The sequence below is a fragment of the Microbacterium ginsengisoli genome, from assembly GCF_000956535.1.
Taxonomy (GTDB): Bacteria; Actinomycetota; Actinomycetes; order Actinomycetales; family Microbacteriaceae; genus Microbacterium; species Microbacterium ginsengisoli.
On sequence record NZ_JYIY01000052.1, the window covers coordinates 1 to 22,025 of the forward strand.

The window sequence follows — 22,025 nt, forward strand, 5'->3', positions numbered from 1 at the left end:
CGACGCCCCTGCGAGGACGGCATCAACGGAGCAATCAGCTCCCACTGCGCATCAGTCAGCAACTCCGTTCGAGACACACACCGAGCGTTCCAGCGACCAGCCCAAACCTTTGGGAGACACGCCCTAGCCCCGGCGCCTGTCGGCCGCTGACCGTATGGTCGCGGTGTGGTGCAGCACTGGTCCCCCATGTCCCAGGTGCAGGCCGGCGTCGAGCCGGGCACCTGGTACATGTTCGATCGCAGCCGGCGCATCGCGATCATCCGGCTCGTCGAGGTCCGCGGCCGCCGGCTGCTCCGGTCGGTGACCTACGACGCGGACCCGGATCAGCGGCAGCTCATCGGCTACTTCCCCGACAACGGGATGCGGCTGGCGGCCGAGTGCACCTGGTCGGAGTACGTGCGGGCTACAGGACCGCCGACGAGTAACCGCCTGTAGAAGGCCTTGGCTCTCGGCGCATCTTCCGGCCCCGCGGGTTTCCTCGGCCGACGTCGACGAGGCCGGGCAGCTCGTCCGCGTACTGCCGGCCGAGGCGTTCGTTAGCCGCCGTCGTGTAGATCGCGATGCCATCTGCATCTGCGCGATCGCGCAACTCGGGCAGGACGAGCGCGCGCAGCGCCTTGCCTCGCCCCCTGCCAGGGTGGGCGGCGATGTGATCCTCGACGTGCCACCCTTCGGCCGTGGCGACCACGGCGAGCACCGCGTCTTGTTCGGGGCTGAGGTAGTACCTCGCCGCCGGTCGGCGGAGGAGGTACGCCTGCACGGCCACACCGATCGGCAGGGACGGCCACCACATGATCGCCAGGAACGTCGAGAATAGGCGCCCCGCGAAGCGGCCGTGCCAGGCGCCGTACCAGTAACCCCGCTGGGACCACCACAGCAGGCGCAGCGCGTGCCTCGCTCCTGGCTCCTCCACGCCCGCGAGGGCTGGCGGCCGCGCAGCGACGTCGCCCATCTCAGGCCTGACGCGCTCGGTCAATGTAGGTGAGTCCGGCACGACGCAGCGCGTCGGCCGGCGACCCGTCGCTGTAGTCGGGGGCCTCACCCGTCATGGGCAGCGGAGCGTTGGTGCGTGCGTACTCATGCACCTGGTCGGTGAGCGTGTCCCACGTCGCCGGCTCTCCGGTCGGAGTCGTCGTCAGCTCGACCTCGCACGTCACGCCGCGATCGGTGAAGTAGCGGCGCGCGGCCGCGAGGTACGCCGCGGTGTAGGCCGCGAGGTCTTGCTGCCACAGCTCCTCGACGGTCGCGGTCGCGGCGCGTGCCGAGGCCAGCGCGGCCGCTTGCGGCTCGCCGGTCGACTCGGCGCGCTCGATGACGGCCCCGGTGATGCTCTGGGCCTCCTGCATCAGTGCGAGCACGCGATCGCGGTCCTGCTCGTCGACGCCGAACACGTCGGCCGGCATGGCTGCCTGAATGTCCGCGATCCGTGCGCGTTCCTCGGGCGTGGCCACGGCGTTGAACAGCTCCTCGTCGAGGGCATCCTCTCGGCTGCCCAGCTCGGCGGTGGCCTGCTCGTAGAGGTCGCTCAGGCCGAGGTCGTAGAACACGTCCGCGGCGTCGAACGCGAGGCGTACCGGCTCAGTGCGATAGCGCAGCAGCTCGTCGGGATCGTCGCCCGCGGTGCTCTGGACGATCTGGCGCACGTAGTCGGCTTCCCACGATCCGGGACGGCCGGCCAGCAGCTCGTCGACGCCGCCGAGATTGGCGGCCACGGTCGTGATGACATGGCAGGCGATTTCTCCGAAGTCGACGGGCTCGACGGCGGCATGCTCGGTGCCGGCGCCGCGGACGCGGGTCTGTCGCGCCGCGGTGGTAAGCGCGGCGATCGCGTCGGCTACCGGGTCAGGCTCGGGTGGCTCGACGGCCTGCAGAACGGTGGTCATGGGTCGGTCCTTCCGGGATCGGTTCTCGAGGATCGGGTGCTGGCGGCGCTGTACGCCGCCCTGACAGCATGATCGGCTCCGGGTGGTGCTACTCCCCCATCGGGCGGCCCTGGGGCATCTCACGGGCTCCGATGGCCGGGAACGGCTTGCCACCGTTGTACTTCGCTTCCAGCCGCTCGACCTCGGCCATGACGGCGTGGTTGATGAACGCGCTGAGCGATCGCGACCCCTCGGTGAGCTGTGTGTGCAGGATCGCGCCGCGCACGCGCGCGGTGTCCTCGGGGTCTTGGTAGAACGACACCTTGGGCGGGTACTTCGTGCCGGCCTTCTTCGTGACCGGGCGGACGGTCGGTGCTGCGACGGCAGCGGCCGGCTCGGCGGATGCCGCGGGCTGGCTCTGCGGCTCGGGAGAGCTGACAGGTGGCGCGACGGGGCTCGATCCGGCAAGGCTCGACTTGCGGGGCGCGGGACGGGTCATGATGCGGCTCCTTCGATCGCAGTCAGGTGGTCGGTGTAGATCGCTCCGAGCGCCGTCGCTTCGGCGCTCCCCCACTCGTCGAGGCCGCGGGCGGCTTCGGCCGCGTCCGAGATGACGACGCGCTTCGGGACGAGGGGCGCGAGGAGGCTCAGGCCGCGACTCTCTGCCGCCTGGCTCAGCTCGTCGAGCCATGTGCGGCCGCTGACGGTCTGCTCCTCGTGTCGGTTCACGATGACGCCCGCGACGGTCAACTGGGGGTTGTAGTGCTGGCGAACGCTCTCGATGGTGTCGAGGAGCTGTGACAGGCCGTTGGCGCTGAACAGCTTCGATTCACTCACGACGACCACGGCATCCGCCGCGGTCAGGCCGTTGATAGTCAGCTGGTCGAGGCTCGGGGCGCAGTCGATCAGCACGAGGTCGTAATCGCCGGTCACCTGGGCGAGGGCCTGGCGCAGCCGGCCCTCACGGCCGGCTCCCGCGATCACCAGCTCGTCGCGGACGTAGCCGAGGGTGACGCCGGTTGTCGGCACGACGTCGAGGCCGGGCCAGACACCGGGCACGATGACATCTCGGATCGTCTCGGGTGCGCGCGAGCTCAGCGCGTCGGCCAGGCCGGCCTGGTCCTCGTCGACTGCCTCGGCCGCGGCGATCGACGTCAGGTTGCCTTGTGGGTCGTTGTCGACGACGAGCACACGTCGCCCGGCACGGACAGCAGCGCGGGCCAGGTGGAACGTGGTCGTGGTCTTGCCCACGCCGCCCTTCTGATTGCAGAGGGCGAGGATGCGTGCGGTCACGGTATTACCTCCAATGGGGCTAATAGTACTTTTGCCGTCAGACACGGCGGCGGACATGGGAGAGCCGGGGGCCTTGCGGCCCCCGGCCGGGTCAGTCAGAACGGAGTGTCGTCGCAGCTGTCGGCGGCGCTGGCGCTGTTGCGCTGCACGGTGACGCTCTGACCGCGCAGGCTCACGCCGATCTCGTCGGCGCGGACCTCGTGCTGGATGCGGCTGCCCTGCTCGCCCTTGTACTCCGTGACGCGGTAGCTGCCGGAGAACGTGACGCGGATGTTGCCGCCCTGCTCGGCTGCCTCGACGAGGTTCGTGGCCTGGTTGCCGCTCACGGCGACGTCGTAGGCGGTAGCGGGGCCATCGGTGTAGCTGCCGTCCTCCTGGCGGATGCGGTCGGTGACGATGACGCGGGCGTAGGTGTACGCGCCGCGCTCCCCCTCGCGCAGAGTGGGCGTCGCTGCCAGGTTGCCGGTGCGGGTGATGTAGCTCATGGTTTCCTCCTGAAATCGGTGGTGACTCTAATAGTACTGTTTGCGGTAATGGGGTTGCAAGGGTTAGTAGCGCTCGACCTCCATCTGTCGGCCGTCCATCTGCGAGGGGTACAGCACCCACTCGATGCCGCTGGACGGGTTGGGGCTCTCCACGCGCACGCCGATCACAGGTGATCCGAACTCGATCGGTCCCAGCTCGTCGGTGACGCGCAGCGGCGTGCGGTAGGCGCGGCCGCCGTGGCTGATGAGTCGGTCCCCGATCCGCAGCTCTGCGAGCCGGGTGAGGGTGATCTTGGACATGGCTTCTCCTTTCGGAGCGGCCCTAACGGCAATAGTACTATTAGGGCCGCTCGTGGTCACATGGGCTGGATGGTTCCGATGTACTCGCCGCCGGGGCCGTGGATGATGACGGGAGCGTTGGCGTCGATCTTCATGACGTACACGTGCTCGGCCGCCTGGGGGTCACTCTCGATGTGCACGGTCGCGATCGTGCCGCCCTCCTCGTCGTCGAAGTCGACACGGCCGTAGTCGTCCTGCTCGGACGGGCGGGGGTTCTCCTGGCCGGTGATGCCGTCCCTGACCCACACGAGCGGTTCCAGCCGGGTTCCGAGGTCGTAGGGCGTGTGCCGGGGCGCATAGCCGATCAGGTCGCCCACCTGAGTAGCGAACGACAGTAGCTCTGTCGCCTCGGTGCGCAGTGACTCCGCCCCCTGGGGATCGCCGTCACGGGCAACCTTCAGCGCGAGGTCGACGGTGGATGCAGCGGCAGACAGGCATGCCGTCCGCACGTCGACGAGCCACGTCCGCACGCGTTCGGGGGTGACGTCGGTAATCGGCCGCGGGCACTGAGCCTTGATGCTCTCGGGCAGTGCCGCGTACTGGGCGGCGAGGTCTTGGGCTGTGGTGTTCATGGTGCCTCCTTCTCTCTAACTCTAATAGTACTATTGCCGGTAATGGTGGTCAAGTCACTAGCGCGAGTCGCAGCCCAGGTCGTCCATCGGGTCGACGGGCACCTGGTAGCTGTCGGCCTCGTTGATCCGGGCGATGCGCTCGATCTGGTCGGGGCGCAGGTCTGACCAGTGATCCTCTCCGGTGCCGTCCTCGACGATGACCACGGGGGCGACGGTGTAGCCGAGGTCTGCGGTCACGTACTCGCGCGCGTTGGCGTTCTCGGGCTTGGTGATATCGACCTCGCGATACTCGATGTGCTTGGAGTCCAGCATCATCTTCGTCATCCGGCACTTGCCGCACGCCGGACCGGTCGTGTACACGGTGACTGACAACATCTCTGAATCCTCCCACTCCACGTTTTTTGCCGTGAAGGCACTGGAAGTGCCGGCAGGGAGAGCCGGCGCGAAGTGCAAGGGACCGTGGAATACCGGACTGAGCGCAGCGAGGGAGGATATGCCGCGAAAGCCCTTGCACGGAGGCCGGCCGACCGTATGCTGCCGCAGGCTTCACGGCGAAAAGACGATGGCCGAAGGCCGAACAGTCGGCCGCGCGCGGCCGTCCTTCTGAGCGGGCGTGCTCCGTCACGTCTGCGCCGGGGGAGTGTGAGGGGTCCGGCCCCTCACCGGCTCCTTGGGGAGCCGTTCGTCGTGCCATTCCTCGATGGTGAGCGCGACGAGCTGCACGGTGATGGTGCCGTGGGTTCGGCTGGTGTGTAGTCCCAGCTCGACCGCTTGGGCGTCGCTGCTGGCCAAACCCTCGGCCGGGGTGCTCATTCGTCCTCCAATGGTGGGAATAGTGGTATTAGGGTCACGCGGCGGGCTCGGTGGCCTCGGTGTCGGTGTCGGGCTCGGTGAGCGCGGCCGCGAGGGTGTGGGCGGCGCGCAGTACGTTCGCGGCGGTGGCCTTGATCGTGTCGGCGTCGCACTTGCTCCATCCGGCGACGTAGCCGACGCTGGCGGCGCTGGTGTCGAGTCCGAGCATCCCGGCGACGACGTAGGCGACGCTCTCGGCCTCGGTTTCCTTGATGCCGCGGTGCTCGACGTACTCGGCGTGGTCTTCGTCGGCGTGCAGGATGACGTGTGCTGCCTCGTGCAGGATCGTCGCGGCCGCGTCGGCGGGGGAGAGGTTCGCCTCGATCACGACTCGACGCCCGTCCGGGTCGGTGAATCCCTGGGTGGCTCCGGCGATGTGCTCGCGGGTGACGGTCCAGCTCTTTCCGGTGAGGTAGTCGGCTACGGCGTCGTAGATGCCGGCCTCGTCGTCGGCGTCGAGCGCTCGGACGATGGTCGACGGGTCGCCGGCTTCCTCGTCGATGAGGTCGGTCTGTGCCATGTCGAACACGGACACGGGGAAGAACCGCACGCGGCGCTGCTCTTCCTCCTCGCCCTTCTCGTTCTCGACGGTGGTTCGCACGTCGCGGCCGCCGAAGATGCGGATGCCGCGCTCACCCTTGCGCACCTGTCGGTTGAGCTTCTGCCACGTCCGGTATCCGGCGACGTGGGTCGCCTCGGGCCGCTGGGCGAAGATCAGCAGGAGGTTCCCCAGGCTGTAGCGGTGGAACGCGCGAGTGAAGTCGAGGAACCGCGCCCACGTCTCGGACTCCCGCAGCGCCTCGACCTGCTCAGCGATCGTTGCGTGCAGCTCCTCGGCCTCGGCTCGACGCTCCTCGGCGGTCTTGGTGCTGGTGATCTTGCGGGCCATCTCACTACCTCCGGTGACGGTATTAGTACTATTCGGGTCACTGACCCCTCCCTCCACGTTTTCTTGCCGTGAAGGCACGTAGTGCCATTCAGGGCAGAGGAGGGAGTGTCAACCCGTGAGGGCGGTGGGGGAGAGAGTTTCGGCGCGATGTGAGGGAGCGCAGCGACCGCGTGCCGAAAGTCTCGGAGGAGCCGGCGGCGCAGCGGCTTGCGCGGACGACGGCGCCCGTAGAATGCCGCAGGCTTCACGGCAAGGAAACGAGCGCCGCAGGCGCGGGTAGCTGTCGGCCGCCAGCGGCCGTCGTGCACGGCCCGCAGGGCCGCGGGGGAGCGCGAGGGCGCCGGCCCTCGTGTCGACCGCCGGTCGACGTGCTCAGGCGATGCGCTTCGCGCCGAGCATCCGGCTCAGCAGCTCGTCGACGGGATCGGGCTCGATCGGCTCGACGGGTACGGAGGCGGTCGACGCTGTTGCACCGCCGGTCAGCAGCGCTCGGGCGGTCCGGTAGTCGGCTCGGCCGTCCGCGGTGCGGGGGTGGGCGCCGTAGGCGTTCGTTCCCAGCTCGGGCAGGAGTGCGAGCTGACCGGGGCCGGGGCGTCTGGTCGGATGCGTGCGCCGTGGCGCACGCATCCATGTCTCCTCGGCCTGCCACCAGGCCCACAGCTCGCGCTCGACGGCGTAGCGGGCGGCACGAGCCTGTAGCCGGCCGTCGACGTCGAGCTGAACGGCGGCGGCTCGACGATTGTCGGCGGCTCGACGGTGCCACCCGTCTCGGCCGAGCACGAGCACGCCCGCACGGGTGAGGCGGTCGAGCACTCTGCGCGCCTCGTCAACGGTGCAGCCCGTGGCGCGGGCGATCGCATCGGCCGGGAGAGGTTCGCAGGTGGTGCGGGCGTAAACGTTCCCAGCGTGGAAGCCGAGTCCCGGTCCCAGCGTGAACAGGTCGTGTGCGGCATCCGCGGTTCTCGTGCTCAGGCTTGCGAGCAGGGTGGATCGTTCAGCGGCCCCGGCCCCTACGGGGCGCGGGTCCGCTTGTGACCGACCTGTACCGGGGAAGCTGGGGATAACCGCCTGGGGGTCGATCGTCCAGTGCGCGCCGTGCGGGCCGTCGGCTGCGCGGGCGTGGGCGATCCATCCGTCAGATGCGAGCCGTAGGAGCGCCGTACGCGCCGTTTCGCGACCCACCCCGGCTAGTAGGGCCAGGCGGCGGGTATCGGCCTCCACAGAGGCGCTGAGGGCCTGTAGGGCGAGGATGCACAAAACGTCGAGCACGCGGCGGTCGGCTGGGCCTCCTCCGTGGGTCCAGCGGCCGGCGGCGACGTCGGCGCGGGCTTGCAGCTCGCGCACGTGGGTGGCGATCGCGTCGGCGCGGCCGTCGAACGTGGGATCGTCCCCGATCTGGCGGCTCGTGGTGGCCACGAAGCGCACGGCCTTGTCCCACTGCCGGCGCAGCAGCCGAGCGGCGCTCACGCGGCCGCGAGGTCGTCGCTGAGCGCGATCACGCTCGGTGCGTACGTGTTCTAGGCCGGGGGCCTGGTCGACGAGCGCGGCGATATCCGCGTGCCGCCACCTGGCGGCCGCGGCGCCGACGAGGATGCGCCACAGCACCGCGGAAGCGTCGCCGGAGGCGGCGTCCTCGCGCAGCGCGGCCGCGCTGCCGGCAGTGAGCTCACGGCGCGGACCGGGCAGGTACAGGCGGCCGTGGTCATCGAGGGGGATCGGCCGCTTGGGGTCGATCCTGCCGGCGGGCTCGGCGTCGTCGACGAGCTTGGCCAGGGCCTCGACCACGGCGCGGACCTGGCCGGCGGTCGTCGAGGGAGCGGTGAGCGTGCTCAGCTCGCCGCGCAGCACGGTTGACCGGCCGCCGTCGCGGTGCGGCGCCCCTGGGGGCCGCACACACCCCGTATCGGGGTTGCTGAGCGGGGACGTGTCGAGCGTGGGGCACAGGTGGCGCGTCAGGCGCGCCAGGGTGGCGATCGTCTCGTCGTCGACGCTCTCGGCCAGGGCTGCCCAGACGTGACGGCCGTGCGAGGGGCCGGACTCGCAGACGACGTGCTCAATGCCGGCGTCCGTGAGGAGGCCGGCGATCACGTCGGCATCGCGCGCGGCCGCGGCCGCCGCGCCGGGTGTCTTGGCGTCGAGGTCGAAGCCGAGGAGGCGGAAGCGGCGATCGGTGCCGGCGAGGTAGACCGCCCACGGGCGGGTCGGCTCGTCGCCGTCGACGAGCTGGTGGCCGGTGTAGCGGTTCACGACGTCCCCGTAGGCGTCGATGGCTGCCACGCGCACGCTCGGCCGAGGGCTGAGGGCGCGCGTGAGCTGCCACGACGCGCCAGGAGCGTCGCTGTATGCATAGTGGGTCGGGCGCGCTACAATGAGCGTGCCTCCTTCCGTAGGTGGTACTCCGAAGGTCCGGACGCCAATCCGGTTCTTCACCCCGGCCGATCTGAGTCAGTCGCCAAACTCGACAGATCAGGCCCTCTGCTTCCGAAGCCCTCGCCTCGCCAAAGGCGGGGGCTTCGACCGTTCTATGCGGCTCTCGTGCTGGCCTCCTCGGGGATATCCAGCTCGCTCGCGCGATCGCGCGGGGGCGCGGGCGCGAACTGCGGCATGTTCAGGGCCTCGGCGGCGAGAGCCACCAGGTACTCGCCGTAGGCGAGGCCCATCTCGTCGGCGTTGTGCTTCAAGATCGCGCCGAAGGCAACGGGCGGCTTCGCCAAGATGGCGTCGCGCTCACCCTTGCTCGGTCGTCCCATTCGGTGTGCCATGCCCGCCATCCTCCCGAGATTCGTTAACGAAAAGAGGGCGACACGCCGAGGACGTCGATCGTGCATACGACGTCGCCCATGACGAGGGCGGTTCCGGGCTCGATGACGTAGGGCACGTCGGGGTCGAGGCGCACGGGCGGGTCGGTCTGCGTCTCGATGCCGTTCCCGCTGTGATGGTCGGTGACGATGATGTGGCCGGCGTCGTCGACGTCGACGAGCGCGTGGGTGCGTGACACCATGCGCGAGGGGCTGAGGATCGTGACGGGTAGGCGGCCGTCGACGGCCGCGGGGTTGCGGCCGAGAGCGGCGTTCTGATCGACGTCGACGGATCGCTGAGTGTTGAAGCTCAGCCGCAGCGTCGGCCGCGGTGCGGGCGGGGGAGTGCGCGAGACGAAGATCGTGTGATCCAGCTCGTCGTCGATCGCGGCCGCGTCCGGTTCGGGCACGACGGCCTCGGCGGCGTCGGGCACGAGGGCCTGGACGTCGATCGGCTCGGCCTCGACCCGGTGCGGCTCGGGAGCGTGGCACTGGACGCACATGGGCTCGGTGACCGGCTGTAGGCGCCGGCAGATTCGGCAGCGGCCCTCGTGGACGCTGAGGCCTTCGGCCGGCGGGATCATGCCGGCGTCGTCGACGAGCTGCACGATTCCCTCGGGGCGTACCGCGAGGTTCCATGTCTGGGCGCCGTCGTTGACGGTGAACCGGACGGGGCGGTGCAGCCGTGTGGCGATCGCCACACATCGCGCGATCATGCCCGTGCGCAGCTCCTCGACGCTGCCGGCCTCGCAGGCGCGTTCGGTGCCGTTGACGATGAGGCTGCCGAGCTGCACGAGGCCGCCGCGCACGATCTGTTCTCCCGCACCGTGGAGTGTCCCTGTGATGCGGGGCCAGTCCGCGACCCGTTCGGGGCGGCGGGTGGCCTGTGTAGCGTTCACAGGCCACGGGCGACGGCGGCCGCGGCCGCAAGCCACGCCCGTTGCGTCGTGGGTCGGAGGGAGCCGTAGTGCAGCAGCCCGTCGACCATTGCGGGGTCGTACGGGATGGTGACGGCCTCGCGCGCGAGCTGGCGGTAGCCGGTCGCGACGCGATCGACGTCGGCGGGTGCGGCCTTGGAGTCGGCCTGAGTGACGACGACCACGGCGCTGTCGGCCAGAGCGGCCGACGAGGCGTTGCGCTCCGCGAGGGCTTCGAGGAGGAGGGCGCCGGCCTCTGCGTGGTCGTCGCGGGTCGTGGTGGCCACCACAAGCTGGTCGGCGTGGTCGATCATGCGCAGCCACATCGGGTCCGACTCGTCGTTGCCCGAGTCGATGAAGATCAGCCGGTAGTACTTGCTAGCGACGGCGTGAATCGAGTCGACGTCGACGGGCTCGACGCGCTGCTCGTGCGCGAGAGCCATCGGCTTCGAGCGCAGCACGTCGAAGCGATCGCGCGTCTGATGGTGCACGTAGTGGGCGAGGTCGGCCGACTGAGCCCCCGTGCTCAGGAGCCGGTCGACCTGGGGCAGCAACTCGAGGAGGGTCGCCTCGTGCGGCCCCTGCTCGGTGCGCCAGCCGAGGGTGCCGCGGGTCTGGTTGTTGTCCCACGCGAGCACGCCGGCCCCGCCGTAGCGGGCGAACACCGCCGCGAGGAGCACGGTCGTGGGCGTCTTGCCGGCGCCGCCCTTGCCGTTGACGATCGCGATCGTGCGCGGCCCGGGCCAGTGCTGGGACACGGCGAGGGCGTCGGCGCGCTCGGCGCGCTCATCCTCGCTGGGGCTCATCCGTAGGCCGATGCGCGTCGCGAAGCCGCGCCACCCCTTGGTGGCGGGTTCCTCGGCCTGCTCCTGGACGAGGAACGACTGCCGGCGTTCCCGCCGGGTCGGCAGCTCCTCTGTCGAGCTGGTCGACGCGGCGGCGTCGGCCCACCGGGCCGCGGCGGGTTCGACCGGCGCCGGGCTCTGTTCCGGCGCCAACTCGACGGGCGCGGGCCGAGCGCCGCCCGTCGTGTCCTCCGTCACGGTGGCGTCAGGGTGGATGATGAGCGGCCATTCGCCTGACGGGTCGCGGCTGATGACGCGCAGCGGTCGGCCGAGCTGGGCGGCACGCTCAGCGACGATCCCGACGACCTGTGCTCGCGCGTCGTCGACCGTGCCGGCCTCGATGGGCGTCACCGACCCGCCGATGGAGACCTCGGCGGTTCCGTCCGCGCGCAGGGTCGCCTCGACGCGGGGCCAGGTGGCTGCTTCATTCATGGTGCTCATGGTGTGGGTAGTCCTTCCGCTCATCCGCCGATGGTGACGCCGACCGCCTTCATGAACGGCACGGGGTCTGTGGGGGAGTCGTTGATCATGACCTGGAAGTGGAGGTGGCAGCCGGTCGAGTCGCCCGACGAGCCGATGAGGCCGATCTGCTGACCGGCGGTCACCTTCTGGCCGTCCTGCACGAGAATCCCGGAGGAGTACATGTGCAGGTAGACCGTCTGCACACCGCCGCCGTGGTCGATGATGATCGTGCCGTTGCCGCCATAGCCGACGTTGAAGCCCGTCGCGATCACTGTCCCGGCCTGCGCAGCGTAGATCGGGGAGTCGCACGAGCCGGCGATGTCGACGCCGGCGTGCAGTTTGAGCACGCCGCTGACGGGACTGACGCGCATCCCGAACGGGCTGCTGATCGGCCCCTGAGCTGGCAGGGCCCAACCCTGGGCGCTGACCTCGCCGTTGCCGAGCACGGTCGACGAGCACACCTGATTGCCGGTGCCGGCGTTGAGGCCGGTCTTGACGCCGGTCAGGCCGTCGACAACGGCCACGGCGGCATCCCAGTACTTCTCGTAGTAGTACGGGTCCGCGTTGATCTGCACCCGGTGGGCGACGATGGTCGGGGCGAGCGAGTCTCGGTCCGGGATGGTGGCGAGCTTCTTGAAGAAGTTCTTCGCACTGGTGAACGGGTCCATCCGGTCGGCGTAGCTGCCCCATGCGCCGTTGTCGCGCTGCTGGAACAGGCCGCGCGAGTCGGGGCCTACCGCGTCGCCATAGTCGATGACGCGCAGGCCGGACTCTCCCATCGCCGTCATCACGCCGATGGTCTGGTCACGCGCGCTGAGGTTCTGGGCCTTGCCGGCCTCGATGATGTACGCGGCGTTTACGAGCTGTTCGTGCCCGTAGCCGCTGATCGACGTGTCCGGCACGCTGGCCGGGTCGATCGACACCGCGGCGGACGAGCTGCCCGTGGGGTTGCAGCTCGCGGCCGCGGAGCTGGCCAGGAGGATGAAGCCGAACATCCCGGCCAGAACGAGGACCGGGATCGCAATGATGGCGCCGACGCCGAGCTGCTTGCGATCCATCAGTGCGTTCCCTCGGGGGGCGTGAACCGAGCGGCGAGCCAGGGTGCGGCGCCGTTGATGCGCGTGAGCACGATGGTGTACATGCCGGCGTCGGAGGGGACGTCGACGGAGACGGCGTAGCGGCTGCTGTCGTCGACGATCGTGCCGGCGCCGGTCACCTGGTGAGCGGGGATGTTTGCCGGGTCGACGTACTGGTAGTCCTGCTGGGCCTGGCTGGTGAGGAGCGGCGACAGGGCCGCCCACCAGTCGGCCGAGCTGAGGTCGGGGCGTGCGAAGGTCGTCAGCGCCTTCTCGGCCGCGGCGATCGCCGCGGCGCGCTGCTCGGCGTCCCACGGCGGCGCCGGCTTCGGGTCGACGGTCGTCGCGCCGCCCTCCTCGTCGAGCGGAGTACCGCTCGGTGCAGTGGTGAACTGATCGAGGTCGGGCATGGTGATGCCCGACGAGGAGGGCGTAGGGCTCGCTGGGGGGGTCGGTTCGCTCTGGCCTGTGCAGCCGGCGAGGACGATCGTGCTCGCCGTGGCGATCGTTGCCACGGCGAGTCCCAGCGTGCGCTTGCGCATGTCAGCTGTCCTTGCTCTCCTCGGTGTGCGTCGAGACGATGCGCGGCCGTTGCGCGTTCGCTCCTGTCGCCATCGTCGCCTTCAGCTCGTCGCGCAGGACGCGCCAGGTGGTCCCGAGCTTGTAGCCGGGGATCACCCCGTCTCGGAGCCACGCATAGACGTTCGTGCGCGTCACGTTCAGTACCTCCGCGACGTCTTCAACGCTGAGCACGTCCGGCCGGCCAGCGAACAGCGCGTCAAGCGCCTGTTCCCTCTCACCGCTCACAGGGAGCGTCCAAAGTTCCGGTCGCATGAATCAATAATGCAACGATCAACTAGAAACAGCAAGGATTGACTATGTTCGGGCACATTCGACAACATCTTGCATCCTTTCGATATCCGTACGTAGGATGGCCTCGTTAGAGGCGCATCCTCATTATCGAGTGCAAGGGAGTGTGTCGTGAGTGACGGCATGAATCCGTGGATATCGCGGCCGACAGCACCGGAGCCGGTGTCGTCCGTCCCGATCTCGGCTCCGCCTGCCCAGGCGACGGGGCCGCTGGTCCCTCAGCGTGGGGTTCCGGCGCCGGATCGCGTCGACCAGCTTCCGGTCTACGACCGTCCGCACGAGGCCCCGCTGTGGTGGCTCGGAACGCACGGCGGAGCCGGTGAGTCCACGTTGGCCGCACTCGTGCCTGCCTGGCCGGCCGCCGATCATGGGTGGCCCCGGCCGCCGCAGGGGCCGGCGCGCGTCGTGCTTGTTGCTCGCACGAACGCACGCGGTCTGCGCGCGGCGCAGGCCGCGGCCACGCAGTGGGCTGCCGGCCTCGTGCCGCACGCCGAGGTCGTCGGCCTCGTGCTGATGGCGGACGCGCCCGGGCGGCTCCCCAAGCCGCTGCGCGACCTGGCTCAGGTCGTCGGCGGCGGCGTGCCGCGGGTGTGGACCGTGCCCTGGATCGATTCTCTCCGACTGGGAGAATCGCTCACTCTTACCAACGTCCCGCGTGATGCTCGCCGCCTCGTCGACGAGCTGAGCGCACTCCTCACACCTGGTGCAGCCAGCACCGCCAACCGAAAGGAACTCCGATGAGCACGCTGCACGCGATCCTCACCGCGGCGAACGACTTCGCCGCGCTCCTCCCGCAGGCCGACATTCCGAATCCGGCGCCGGTCCAGCCTCCCGGCACCAACGGGTTCGTCACGATCATGGGCTGGGTCAAGTGGGTGGCCCTGGCCGTCTGCGTCATCGGCATCATCGTCGCGGGCGCACTCATGGCGATCAACTCCCGCCGCGGCGAGGGCGGCGAGCACGCCGGCCGGATCGGCTTCGCGCTCGGCGGTGTCATCGTCATCTCGGCCGCGGCGAGCCTCGTCGGCTTCCTCGTCTCCTGATCGGAGGGCATGACATGACCTCCGAGGACGGCGAGAAGCAGCCGAGTCCCTTCACGCGCCCCGGCTTCATCGCGGCCGCGGGCGTGGTCGCGCTGATCGTCGTCTGCGCGATCATCCTCGTCATCGTCAACCTGTCTCGGGGCAGCTCCGCGCCAGCGCCGACACCCACAGGTACGTCGAGCGCGACCACGGCGCCGTCGACGCCGGCAGCATCCGGTGACGCGAGCGTGTGCGGCCTCGGTGGCGTCGAGCTGTCGGGGACCGTCACGGCAGCGCCGGATGCGACGTGGAAGTACGAGGGCACGATGGCCTATCCGACGTCGCCCGACTACGGCCCGGGCAAGACCGACCCTGCGGGCTTCCGCTACTGCTTCCAGCACTCGCCCACGGGTGCGCTCTTCATGGCCGCGAACGCCTTCGCCCAGGGCTCCACGGGAGCGGACAGCAAGGCGTGGTCGGAGTACGTGTTCGCGGACGGCCCCTACCGGACACAGCTTCTCGCCCAGGCCGGTACGCAGTCGAGCACGACTGGAACCCGAAGCTCGATTCAGGGTTTCCGGGTGCTCAACTACGACGGCAAGACCGCATCAATCGATCTGGCCGTCAGCGTCTCGACGCCGAACGGCACGACGACCGTCTCCGGTGTCTACTCGCTCGTTTGGTCGGACGGTGACTGGAAGGTGAGCACCGACACTGCGACGCCTCTCGACGTTGCGCCGATCCCCAACGTAGCCGGATACACGAGCTGGGGAGAGGGGTAACCCGATGGCTGACTGCGCTCCGCTCGATCTTGTATGCCAGGGCGGAAATATCGCGTCGAGTGCGCTCGGGAACGCGATCGACAACATGGCGAAGGCGGTCCAGGAGGCCTTCGGGAAGGTGGTCGCATCACTCGGCACGATCTGGGTGAACATCGGCACCCCGAACCTCACGGGGTCGGGTGGCGATTCGTCCCTGACGGCCGGCAGCGCGGCGCCGAACTCGGGAAACATCACGACGGTTCTCGGCTATGCGACGTGGATCGCACTGGCGATCTGCGTCATCTCGATCGTGATCCTCGGGGCTCTCATCGCGACGAGGATGAGAGCTGGTGAGGGGATCGCCGCGGTGGGCCGCGTGGGCCTGGTGCTCGCGGCCGCGGTGTTCATCTCGGGCGCCAGTGCGATCGTGACGGGCCTGATGCCGAGCGGGCCGACAGGTGCCGGCGGCGCGGTCGCCTTTCTGCAGTCGGGCCTCTGGTGGTACATGGGCGCCGCGGCGGTCATATCCGTCATCATCGGCGCCGGCCGGATGGCGTGGGAACAGCGCGCCGAGCCCGGTCGGGAGACGATCAAGAGCCTGCTGACGCTCGTCGTCGTCGCGGGCGCTGGCGTGACGATCGTGGGGCTGCTGGTCGCCGCGGCCGACAGCTTCTCGGTGTGGATCATCAACTCGTCGCTGGACTGCGACGTGACCGCGGACGGGTCGACGTGCTTCGGCACGAACATGCTGAATCTGCTCGCGTTGACGACCAACCCGGCGGCCGGCGGGCTCGGCTCGCTGCTCATCATCATCCTGGGCATCATCGCGATCCTGGCCTCCGCGTTCCAGATCGTGCTCATGGTCGCCCGCGGCGGCATGCTCGTCATCCTGACGGGCATCCTTCCGCTGTCGGCGTCGTTCACGAACACGGAGATGGGCAAGGGCTGGTTCCGCAAAAACGTCGGCTGGCTGGTCGCGTTCATCCTCTACAAGCCCGCCGCGGCGCTCGTGTACGCCGCGGCGTTCCGCCTCGTCGGCACTGACATCTTCAAGGACGACGGCACGGGCCTGCTGGCGGTGCTCACCGGCATCATGCTCATGATCATCGCCCTGTTCGCGATGCCGGCCCTGATGCGCTTCGTGACGCCGATGGTCGGTGCTATGGCCGGCGGTGCCGGAGGCGCGCTTGCTGTCGGTGCGATGGCAGCTCTACCGTCTGGTGCCGCGGCGATGGGTCGCCTCGGCACGGGCGGCGGTGGATCGGGGTCGTCGGGCAGTGACGGCTCGTCGGGCTCGCAGGGGCCGACAGGCAACTCCGGTGGAGGCGGCGGGTCTACGACGTCGGCCGCGCAAAATGCCGGCGCGCAGAGCGGTGCGGGAGCCGGGAGCGGCGCTGCGGCCAGCGGCGGAGCTGCGGCCGGTGGTGCTGCTGCTGGCGGCGCGGCCGCGGGCGGCGGTGCCGCTGCTGCGGGAGCGGCCGGGGGCCCGATCGGGCTCGCCGCGGGCGCCGCGCTCGAAGCAGGCAAGAAGGCAGGCCAGGCGGCCGCGGGTGCGGCGCGTGGCTTCGGAGAGCAATCGACAGGTGAGGGAGGCGGTCCTGATGGCAGCCGTTGACACAACGAATCGTGGTCCTCGGACCTACGGCAACTGGCGCAAGCCGACGTCGCCGGGCATCCTCGGCCTCGGCTCGGTCGGCACGGGCCTGCTGCTCGCGTCGCTCGTGGTGCTCGTCATCACGGTCATGGTCGCCGGCCTCTTGCAAGCGGTGATCCTCGCCGCCGTGCTGGGGATCGTGCTGCTGGCCGTGCTGACCAAGGACGCGCACGGCAAGAACGTGCTCAGCCGTGGCGGGGCGCGGATGGCGTGGTGGTCCGCGAAGTCGCGAGGCACGAACATCTACCGCTCCGGTCCTCTCGGCCGGTCGCTGTGGGGCACGTATCAGCTCCCCGGCCTGGCGGCGCCGACGCGGCTCAGTGAGCACACGGACTCCTACGGGCGCCCGTTCGCGCTGCTGTACACGCCCGCCACGGGCTCGTACAGCATCGTGATCGGCACGGAGCCCGATGGGGCCGCACTCGTCGACCAGGAACAGATCGACGTGTGGGTGGCCGACTGGGGACACTGGCTCGCGAACCTGGGCGACGAGCCCGGCATCGAGGCCGCCTCGGTCACGATCGAGACGGCCCCCGACACGGGCACGCGGCTGCGGCGGGAGGTTCTGATGAACCTCGACGCCGACGCTCCCGCGTTCGCTCAGGGGATGCTGCAAGAGGTCGTCGACCGCTACCCGGCGGGCTCGTCGACCGTGAAGGCGTTCGTCGCGATCACGTTCTCGGCGGTGAATCGGCAGGGCGGCAAGCGTCGTCAGCCGGACGAGATGGGCCGCGAGCTCGCGGCACGTCTGCCCGGTCTGACGGCGAGTTTGCAGGCGACCGGGGCGGGTGCTGCGCGGCCTCTGTCCGCGCAGGAGTTGTGCGAGGCGATCCGTATCGCCTACGACCCGGCGGCCGCTCAGCTCATCGACGAGGCGCACGCTGCCGGCGAGACGCCCGAGCTGAGCTGGACCGACGTCGGTCCGTCCGCCGCTCAGGCGTCCTGGGGTGGCTACCGGCACGATTCCGCGTACTCGTGCACGTGGGCGATGACGCAGGCCCCGCGCGGCAACGTTCAGTCGGGCGTGCTTGCGCGGCTCCTGGCACCGCATCGCGACATTGCGCGCAAGCGCGTGACGCTGCTGTATCGCCCGGTCGACGCCGCGAAGGCCGCGGCGATCGTCGAGGCCGATCTGCGAGCTGCGGAGTTCCGCATGACGGCCAGCAACAAGCCGGCGGCGCGCGACAGCCTCGCTGTGCGCGCGGCCGCGGCGACCGCGGCCGAGGAGGCCAGCGGCGCCGGCCTGGTGCAGTTCGGGATGCTCGTCACGGCGACGGTCGCGGACCTCGACCGTGCGCCCGATGCGCGCGCGGCGATCGACAACCTCGCCGCCACGGCGCGGCTGAGGGTGCGGCCCGTGTACGGGTCGCAGGATTCCGCGTTCGCCGCGGCGCTCCCGCTGGGCCTGGTTCTCCCGAAGCACATCAAGGTTCCGGCCGAGCTGAGGGACAAGCTGTGAGCGCCCCCGAGCTGCGCCGCACCGCGAAGGCCGAGCGTCGGGCCAAGCGTGTGCAGAAGGTCGCCACGAAGGCCGAGAAGCCGAAGGAGCTGCGCCCTCAGCGGCCGCCGATGCGAGGGTGGTTGGGGCGCGGTCGCGGTTCGTCGAACTACGTTCAGGCGGCCGACGAATGGCGCGGGACCACCGTGCAGGTGTGCGGCATGTGGCCGTTCGCGATCGGCACCGGGACGCCGATGGTCGGTGTCCCGCTCGGCCGTCATATCCACACCGGGGCGACGCTGTGCTGCGATCCCATCTCGTGGTTCCAGCGCGCGAAGCTCATCAGCAACCCGTCCGCGTTCGTGCTCGGCAAGCCCGGACTCGGCAAGTCGACGATCGTCCGGCGGATGGCCCTCGGGCTCGCCGGCTATGGCGTGATGCCGCTGGTGCTCGGTGACTTGAAGCCCGACTACGTAGACCTCATCGAGGCCCTCGGCGGCCAGGTCATCACCCTCGGCCGCGGCCGCGGGTATCTGAACGTGTTGGACCCTGGCGAGGCGACGGAGGCCGCTGCGCGGCTGCGCGAGGCCGGGTTCGAGAAGGAGGCCACTCAGGTGCTCGCGGACGCGCACGGCCGCCGGCACACGATGGTGTCGGCGCTGCTGACGATCCTCCGCTCGGCGCCGCCCACCGACCGGGAGGAGACGATCATCGACCGCGCCTTGAAGTGGCTCGATGACAACTTCGACGGCGTGCCCGTGCTCGGTGATCTGCTCCGCGTCATCCAGGAGGGGCCGGCCGAGGTCCGCGCCGTGGCGCTGGACCGCGGCAACGATGAGCGTTACCAGTCGATCACCGAGGGCCTGGAAGCGAGCCTCATCGGCCTGGTCGGCGGCGGGCGTCTCGGAGAGACGTTCGCTCGCCAGACCACGAACCCGATGCGCCGCGACGCGCCCGTGGTCTACGACGTCTCTGCGATCGACGACTCCGAGATGGACTTGCAGGCGGCGACCCTGCTCGCTTGCTGGTCCGCCGGCTTCGGCACGGTCAACGTGGCGAACGCTCTCGCGGATGCCGGCCTCGAGCCCCGTCGCCACTACTTCGTCGTCCTCGACGAGCTGTGGCGGGCGCTGCGCGCCGGCCGGGGCATGGTCGATCGCGTCGACGCGCTCACCCGCCTCAACCGGCAGCGCGGCGTCGGCATGGCGATGATTTCGCACACGATGAGCGACCTCCTGGCCCTCCCGACCGAGGAGGACCGGATGAAGGCCCGCGGCTTCGTCGAGCGCTCGGGCATGGTCATCTGCGGCGGCCTGCCGTCCGCGGAGATGCCTCAGCTCAGCGCCGCCGTGCCGTTCTCGCAGGCCGAGCAAGAGATGTTGATCGGCTGGCAGGACCCGCCCGCGTGGGACCCGTCGACGGGCCGGGAGGCCGAGCCCCCCGGCCGCGGCAAGTTCCTCGTGAAGGTCGGCGGCCGACCCGGTATCCCGGTGAACGTGCAGCTGACCTCCGTGGAGCTGTCCATCAACGACACCAACAAGCTCTGGCACGAACAGTCGCGCGTCGGTCGCCGGCATCTGCGCGCCGTCGAGGAGGTACAGGGATGAGCACGCCGAACAACCGCCGCCGCGATCCGGGCGGCATGGGTGGCGAGGCCATCCTGCTCTGGGTCGGCATCGTCGCCGTGGTGGTGCTCGGCGGCGCCGTCTACGGATCGGTCCGGCTCGGCCACGCGATCGCGGGCGACGGCGCCGAGCTGCCGTCTGACCCGTTCGCGCTCGTGTTCGGCGTGTTCAGCGGCAAGGTGAGCTGGCCTGCCGCGTCCTGGTGGGTGCTCGGCGGCATCCTCGCCGTCGCGATCGCGCTCGGCGTGCTGGTGGCGGTGTGGCTGCACCGCATCCGTCAGCGCCGCTCTCGCGTCGACCGGGCAGCCGCGTACATGGGCCGCGGCCGCGACGTCGCGGAGATGAGCCGTAAGAGCGCCCAGGAGAAGGCTCAGCGCCTCGGTGTGACCTCCTCGGCTGGTGTACCCATCGGGCGCACGGTCGCGGGCTCACAGCCGCTCTACGGCTCGTGGGAGGACATGCACGTGGACATCTGGGGGCCACGTACCGGAAAGACGACCTCGCGTGCTGTGCCGGCGATCATGGATGCGCCCGGAGCGGTCCTCGTGACGTCGAACAAGCGCGACGTCGTAGACGCGACACGCGACCCGCGCGCGGCCAAGGGGCCCGTGTGGGTGTTCGATCCGCAGGCGATCGCGAACGAGGAGCCCACCTGGTGGTGGAACCCGCTCTCGTACGTCACCGACGAGGTTCGCGCAGCCAAGCTCGCGGAGCACTTCGCGGCCGGCTCCCGCGATCCCGGCGCAAAGACGGATGCCTACTTCGACCCGGCCGGCCAAGACCTCCTGGCCGGCCTTCTGCTCGCCGCGGCACTCGACAGCCGGCCGATCACCGACGTCTACACGTGGCTGACCCGCCCGGCCGACGACACGGCTGTAGAGATCCTTCGCCGGCACGAGTTCACGCTGACGGCCGACCAGGTGGCCGGCGTCGTCGACGCGCCCGAGAAGCAGCGCGGCGGCGTGTTCGGCACGGCCCAGCAGATGGCCTCCTGCCTCACGAACCGTCAGGTGGCCGCGTGGGTGACGCCGCTCCGCGGCGGCGTCGACGAGCGGCCGCAGTTCAGCCCCGAGGCGTTCGTGCGTGAGGGCGGCACGCTCTACAGCCTCTCCAAGGAGGGCCGCGGCACCGCCGGCCCGCTCGTGACCGCACTGACGGTCGCGGTGGTGGAGGCAGCGGAGGAGCTGGCCGCCCGCTCGGCCGGCGGACGTCTGAGCACACCGCTGCTCGGCGTGCTCGACGAGGCGGCGAACGTCTGCCGGTGGCGTGAGCTGCCGAACCTCTACTCGCACTACGGCTCGCGCGGCATCGTCCTGATGACGATCTTGCAGAGCTGGTCGCAGGGCGTCGAGGTCTGGGGCGAGTCCGGCATGAAGAAGCTGTGGAGCGCGTCGAACGTCAAGGTGTACGGCGGCGGCGTCTCCGAGGCGGCGTTCCTCGACGACCTGTCGAGGATCATCGGGGACTACGACCGGCTCTCCTCGTCGACGTCGTACGGCCGCGGTCAGCGCACGGTGTCGCAGCAGCTCCACCGTGAGCGGATCATGGACGTGGCCGAGCTGGCAGCGATGCCGAAGGGTCGCGCCGTGGTACTCGCGTCGGGCTCTCGGCCGACGCTGATCCGCACTCAGCCGTGGATGACGGCGGCCTACGCGGCCGACGTGCGCGCGTCGATCGCCGCGCACGATCCCGAAGCTGAGCGCACGATCCGCGAGGCGCAGCAGGAGCTTGCCAGCGTCGAGGCCACGATCGGGACGGAGGCGGCATCGTGAGCGACTGGGGCGATGACGAGCTGGACCCGGCCGACGTCGACGACGCCGCGGTGGACCAGGCCACGGGCGAGGTCGTCGATGAGGAGCCCGCAGCGGAGCCGAGCCTGTACTACGGCTCCGTCGACGAGTTCCTGCGCGAGTATCTGCGCAGCGTCTACCGGCGCAAGATCGACGGCAAGTCGCGGGTGTGGGCGGCTCGCTGGTGGGAGTACGACGAGGCGGTGATCCGCCTCGAAGCGCTGTGGCGCGCGTGGGAGTTCCTTCGCCGCGATCCCGCTACGGGGATGAGCGTGTGGTGGCGCGATCACGCGGACCATCACATGGGCGTGTTGATGGACCCGCAGGGACCGTTCGCGGCGGCCGACGCGATGGCGACGGAGAACCAGTGCTCCAAGGGCGACCCGCTGCCGTATGAGGCACCGCCCGAGGGGCTGTTCCCGGACGTTCGCGAGCTGGACGCCTGAGAGCGTCCCTGGGACGTGAGAGAGGGGCT

26 protein-coding genes are annotated in these 22,025 nt (G+C 70.0%); 9 read left to right on the top strand and 17 right to left on the bottom strand.

Annotated elements, in window-relative coordinates:
* Positions 1-165 precede the first annotated feature (165 nt).
* Positions 166-435, top strand: coding sequence for a hypothetical protein (locus tag RR49_RS01880; protein WP_045246206.1), 270 nt, complete (start codon positions 166-168; stop codon positions 433-435).
* On the opposite strand, the gene RR49_RS01885 is transcribed toward RR49_RS01880, so the two are convergent.
* The 17 genes from RR49_RS01885 to RR49_RS16165 all read right to left on the bottom strand — a co-directional run bounded on the left by RR49_RS01885 (position 404) and on the right by RR49_RS16165 (position 13,224).
* Complete coding sequence (locus RR49_RS01885) at positions 404-952, bottom strand: hypothetical protein (RefSeq protein WP_048809404.1); 549 nt, start codon at positions 950-952, stop codon at positions 404-406. The genes RR49_RS01880 and RR49_RS01885 overlap by 32 nt on opposite strands.
* A 1-nt stretch (position 953) precedes the next feature.
* Entirely contained in the window at positions 954-1,883 is a 930-nt protein-coding gene (locus tag RR49_RS01890) for a hypothetical protein (protein WP_045246207.1), read from the bottom strand.
* Between the two features lie 88 nt (positions 1,884-1,971).
* The gene (locus RR49_RS01895) at positions 1,972-2,361 is read right to left on the bottom strand and encodes a ParB family protein (RefSeq protein ID WP_045246208.1); all 390 of its coding nucleotides are present in this window, start codon (positions 2,359-2,361) and stop codon (positions 1,972-1,974) included.
* A complete protein-coding gene (locus RR49_RS01900) occupies positions 2,358-3,155 on the bottom strand; it encodes a ParA family protein (protein WP_048809405.1) in 798 nt (265 codons plus the stop codon). Before RR49_RS01900 ends, RR49_RS01895 begins: the two co-directional genes overlap by 4 nt.
* Positions 3,156-3,250: 95 nt before the next feature.
* Positions 3,251-3,640 carry a single-stranded DNA-binding protein gene (locus RR49_RS01905; RefSeq protein ID WP_045246212.1) on the bottom strand — a complete coding sequence of 130 codons (390 nt, stop codon included), beginning with the start codon at positions 3,638-3,640 and terminating at the stop codon, positions 3,251-3,253.
* Positions 3,641-3,703: 63 nt separating this feature from the next.
* Complete coding sequence (locus tag RR49_RS01910) at positions 3,704-3,940, bottom strand: hypothetical protein (protein ID WP_045246214.1); 237 nt, start codon at positions 3,938-3,940, stop codon at positions 3,704-3,706.
* Between the two features lie 56 nt (positions 3,941-3,996).
* Positions 3,997-4,551: a hypothetical protein gene (locus RR49_RS01915; RefSeq protein WP_045246215.1), complete on the bottom strand. Its 555-nt coding sequence runs from the start codon at positions 4,549-4,551 to the stop codon at positions 3,997-3,999.
* A 57-nt stretch (positions 4,552-4,608) separates the two neighbouring features.
* Positions 4,609-4,926 carry a glutaredoxin family protein gene (locus RR49_RS01920; RefSeq protein ID WP_048809406.1) on the bottom strand — a complete coding sequence of 106 codons (318 nt, stop codon included), beginning with the start codon at positions 4,924-4,926 and terminating at the stop codon, positions 4,609-4,611.
* Between the two features lie 246 nt (positions 4,927-5,172).
* Complete coding sequence (locus tag RR49_RS15930; RefSeq protein ID WP_045246217.1) at positions 5,173-5,364, bottom strand: hypothetical protein; 192 nt, start codon at positions 5,362-5,364, stop codon at positions 5,173-5,175.
* 34 nt (positions 5,365-5,398) lie between these two features.
* On the bottom strand, positions 5,399-6,292 hold the full coding sequence (locus RR49_RS01930) for an ArdC-like ssDNA-binding domain-containing protein (RefSeq protein ID WP_045246220.1): 894 nt from the start codon (positions 6,290-6,292) through the stop codon (positions 5,399-5,401).
* Between the two features lie 372 nt (positions 6,293-6,664).
* Positions 6,665-8,569: a hypothetical protein gene (locus RR49_RS01935; RefSeq protein ID WP_048809407.1), complete on the bottom strand. Its 1,905-nt coding sequence runs from the start codon at positions 8,567-8,569 to the stop codon at positions 6,665-6,667.
* Between the two features lie 245 nt (positions 8,570-8,814).
* Positions 8,815-9,054, bottom strand: coding sequence for a hypothetical protein (locus RR49_RS15030; RefSeq protein WP_048809408.1), 240 nt, complete (start codon positions 9,052-9,054; stop codon positions 8,815-8,817).
* Positions 9,055-9,077: 23 nt separating this feature from the next.
* Positions 9,078-9,989, bottom strand: a complete 912-nt coding sequence (locus tag RR49_RS01940; protein ID WP_048809409.1) for an FHA domain-containing protein — start codon at positions 9,987-9,989, stop codon at positions 9,078-9,080.
* Positions 9,986-11,284 carry a MinD/ParA family ATP-binding protein gene (locus RR49_RS01945; RefSeq protein WP_322957817.1) on the bottom strand — a complete coding sequence of 433 codons (1,299 nt, stop codon included), beginning with the start codon at positions 11,282-11,284 and terminating at the stop codon, positions 9,986-9,988. Before RR49_RS01945 ends, RR49_RS01940 begins: the two co-directional genes overlap by 4 nt.
* Before the next feature lie 29 nt (positions 11,285-11,313).
* Positions 11,314-12,372: a M23 family metallopeptidase gene (locus RR49_RS01950; RefSeq protein WP_045246225.1), complete on the bottom strand. Its 1,059-nt coding sequence runs from the start codon at positions 12,370-12,372 to the stop codon at positions 11,314-11,316.
* A complete protein-coding gene (locus RR49_RS15280) occupies positions 12,372-12,932 on the bottom strand; it encodes a hypothetical protein (protein ID WP_048809410.1) in 561 nt (186 codons plus the stop codon). The genes RR49_RS01950 and RR49_RS15280 overlap by 1 nt, the downstream gene beginning before the upstream one ends.
* A gap of 1 nt (position 12,933) precedes the next feature.
* On the bottom strand, positions 12,934-13,224 hold the full coding sequence (locus tag RR49_RS16165; protein WP_045246226.1) for a helix-turn-helix domain-containing protein: 291 nt from the start codon (positions 13,222-13,224) through the stop codon (positions 12,934-12,936).
* A 147-nt stretch (positions 13,225-13,371) separates the two neighbouring features.
* Between RR49_RS16165 and RR49_RS01965 the strand changes: the two genes are divergently transcribed.
* From RR49_RS01965 to RR49_RS02000, 8 genes are all read left to right on the top strand, one after another.
* A complete protein-coding gene (locus RR49_RS01965; RefSeq protein ID WP_045246227.1) occupies positions 13,372-14,001 on the top strand; it encodes a DUF6668 family protein in 630 nt (209 codons plus the stop codon).
* Positions 13,998-14,303, top strand: a complete 306-nt coding sequence (locus RR49_RS01970) for a hypothetical protein (RefSeq protein WP_045246229.1) — start codon at positions 13,998-14,000, stop codon at positions 14,301-14,303. Before RR49_RS01965 ends, RR49_RS01970 begins: the two co-directional genes overlap by 4 nt.
* 14 nt (positions 14,304-14,317) lie before the next feature.
* A complete protein-coding gene (locus tag RR49_RS01975) occupies positions 14,318-15,064 on the top strand; it encodes a DUF8175 domain-containg protein (protein WP_045246230.1) in 747 nt (248 codons plus the stop codon).
* A 4-nt stretch (positions 15,065-15,068) separates the two neighbouring features.
* Positions 15,069-16,658 (top strand): TrbL/VirB6 family protein, encoded by a 1,590-nt coding sequence (locus tag RR49_RS01980; protein WP_048809412.1) that lies wholly within the window; start codon positions 15,069-15,071, stop codon positions 16,656-16,658.
* On the top strand, positions 16,645-18,156 hold the full coding sequence (locus tag RR49_RS01985) for an SCO6880 family protein (RefSeq protein ID WP_048809413.1): 1,512 nt from the start codon (positions 16,645-16,647) through the stop codon (positions 18,154-18,156). The genes RR49_RS01980 and RR49_RS01985 overlap by 14 nt, the downstream gene beginning before the upstream one ends.
* A 110-nt stretch (positions 18,157-18,266) precedes the next feature.
* Positions 18,267-19,742: a putative type IV secretion/conjugal transfer ATPase gene (locus RR49_RS01990; protein ID WP_211255127.1), complete on the top strand. Its 1,476-nt coding sequence runs from the start codon at positions 18,267-18,269 to the stop codon at positions 19,740-19,742.
* Positions 19,739-21,532, top strand: a complete 1,794-nt coding sequence (locus tag RR49_RS01995; RefSeq protein ID WP_045246233.1) for a type IV secretory system conjugative DNA transfer family protein — start codon at positions 19,739-19,741, stop codon at positions 21,530-21,532. The genes RR49_RS01990 and RR49_RS01995 overlap by 4 nt, the downstream gene beginning before the upstream one ends.
* The gene (locus RR49_RS02000) at positions 21,529-21,996 is read left to right on the top strand and encodes a DUF4913 domain-containing protein (protein ID WP_048809415.1); all 468 of its coding nucleotides are present in this window, start codon (positions 21,529-21,531) and stop codon (positions 21,994-21,996) included. The genes RR49_RS01995 and RR49_RS02000 overlap by 4 nt, the downstream gene beginning before the upstream one ends.
* The last annotated feature ends 29 nt before the right edge of the window (positions 21,997-22,025 follow it).

Coding starts and splice junctions, on each gene's coding strand:
- RR49_RS01890 (WP_045246207.1), bottom strand. CDS start 1,883: ATGACCACCGTTCTGCAGGCCGTCGAGCCACCCGAGCCTGACCCGGTA.
- RR49_RS01920 (WP_048809406.1), bottom strand. CDS start 4,926: ATGTTGTCAGTCACCGTGTACACGACCGGTCCGGCGTGCGGCAAGTGC.
- RR49_RS01945 (WP_322957817.1), bottom strand. CDS start 11,284: ATGAATGAAGCAGCCACCTGGCCCCGCGTCGAGGCGACCCTGCGCGCG.
- RR49_RS01895 (WP_045246208.1), bottom strand. CDS start 2,361: ATGACCCGTCCCGCGCCCCGCAAGTCGAGCCTTGCCGGATCGAGCCCC.
- RR49_RS01975 (WP_045246230.1), top strand. CDS start 14,318: ATGACCTCCGAGGACGGCGAGAAGCAGCCGAGTCCCTTCACGCGCCCC.
- RR49_RS15280 (WP_048809410.1), bottom strand. CDS start 12,932: ATGCGCAAGCGCACGCTGGGACTCGCCGTGGCAACGATCGCCACGGCG.
- RR49_RS01990 (WP_211255127.1), top strand. CDS start 18,267: ATGCGAGGGTGGTTGGGGCGCGGTCGCGGTTCGTCGAACTACGTTCAG.
- RR49_RS01970 (WP_045246229.1), top strand. CDS start 13,998: ATGAGCACGCTGCACGCGATCCTCACCGCGGCGAACGACTTCGCCGCG.
- RR49_RS01910 (WP_045246214.1), bottom strand. CDS start 3,940: ATGTCCAAGATCACCCTCACCCGGCTCGCAGAGCTGCGGATCGGGGAC.
- RR49_RS01915 (WP_045246215.1), bottom strand. CDS start 4,551: ATGAACACCACAGCCCAAGACCTCGCCGCCCAGTACGCGGCACTGCCC.
- RR49_RS01980 (WP_048809412.1), top strand. CDS start 15,069: ATGGCTGACTGCGCTCCGCTCGATCTTGTATGCCAGGGCGGAAATATC.
- RR49_RS01885 (WP_048809404.1), bottom strand. CDS start 952: ATGGGCGACGTCGCTGCGCGGCCGCCAGCCCTCGCGGGCGTGGAGGAG.
- RR49_RS15930 (WP_045246217.1), bottom strand. CDS start 5,364: ATGAGCACCCCGGCCGAGGGTTTGGCCAGCAGCGACGCCCAAGCGGTC.
- RR49_RS01950 (WP_045246225.1), bottom strand. CDS start 12,372: ATGGATCGCAAGCAGCTCGGCGTCGGCGCCATCATTGCGATCCCGGTC.
- RR49_RS01930 (WP_045246220.1), bottom strand. CDS start 6,292: ATGGCCCGCAAGATCACCAGCACCAAGACCGCCGAGGAGCGTCGAGCC.
- RR49_RS16165 (WP_045246226.1), bottom strand. CDS start 13,224: ATGCGACCGGAACTTTGGACGCTCCCTGTGAGCGGTGAGAGGGAACAG.
- RR49_RS01905 (WP_045246212.1), bottom strand. CDS start 3,640: ATGAGCTACATCACCCGCACCGGCAACCTGGCAGCGACGCCCACTCTG.
- RR49_RS01985 (WP_048809413.1), top strand. CDS start 16,645: ATGGCAGCCGTTGACACAACGAATCGTGGTCCTCGGACCTACGGCAAC.
- RR49_RS01995 (WP_045246233.1), top strand. CDS start 19,739: ATGAGCACGCCGAACAACCGCCGCCGCGATCCGGGCGGCATGGGTGGC.
- RR49_RS15030 (WP_048809408.1), bottom strand. CDS start 9,054: ATGGCACACCGAATGGGACGACCGAGCAAGGGTGAGCGCGACGCCATC.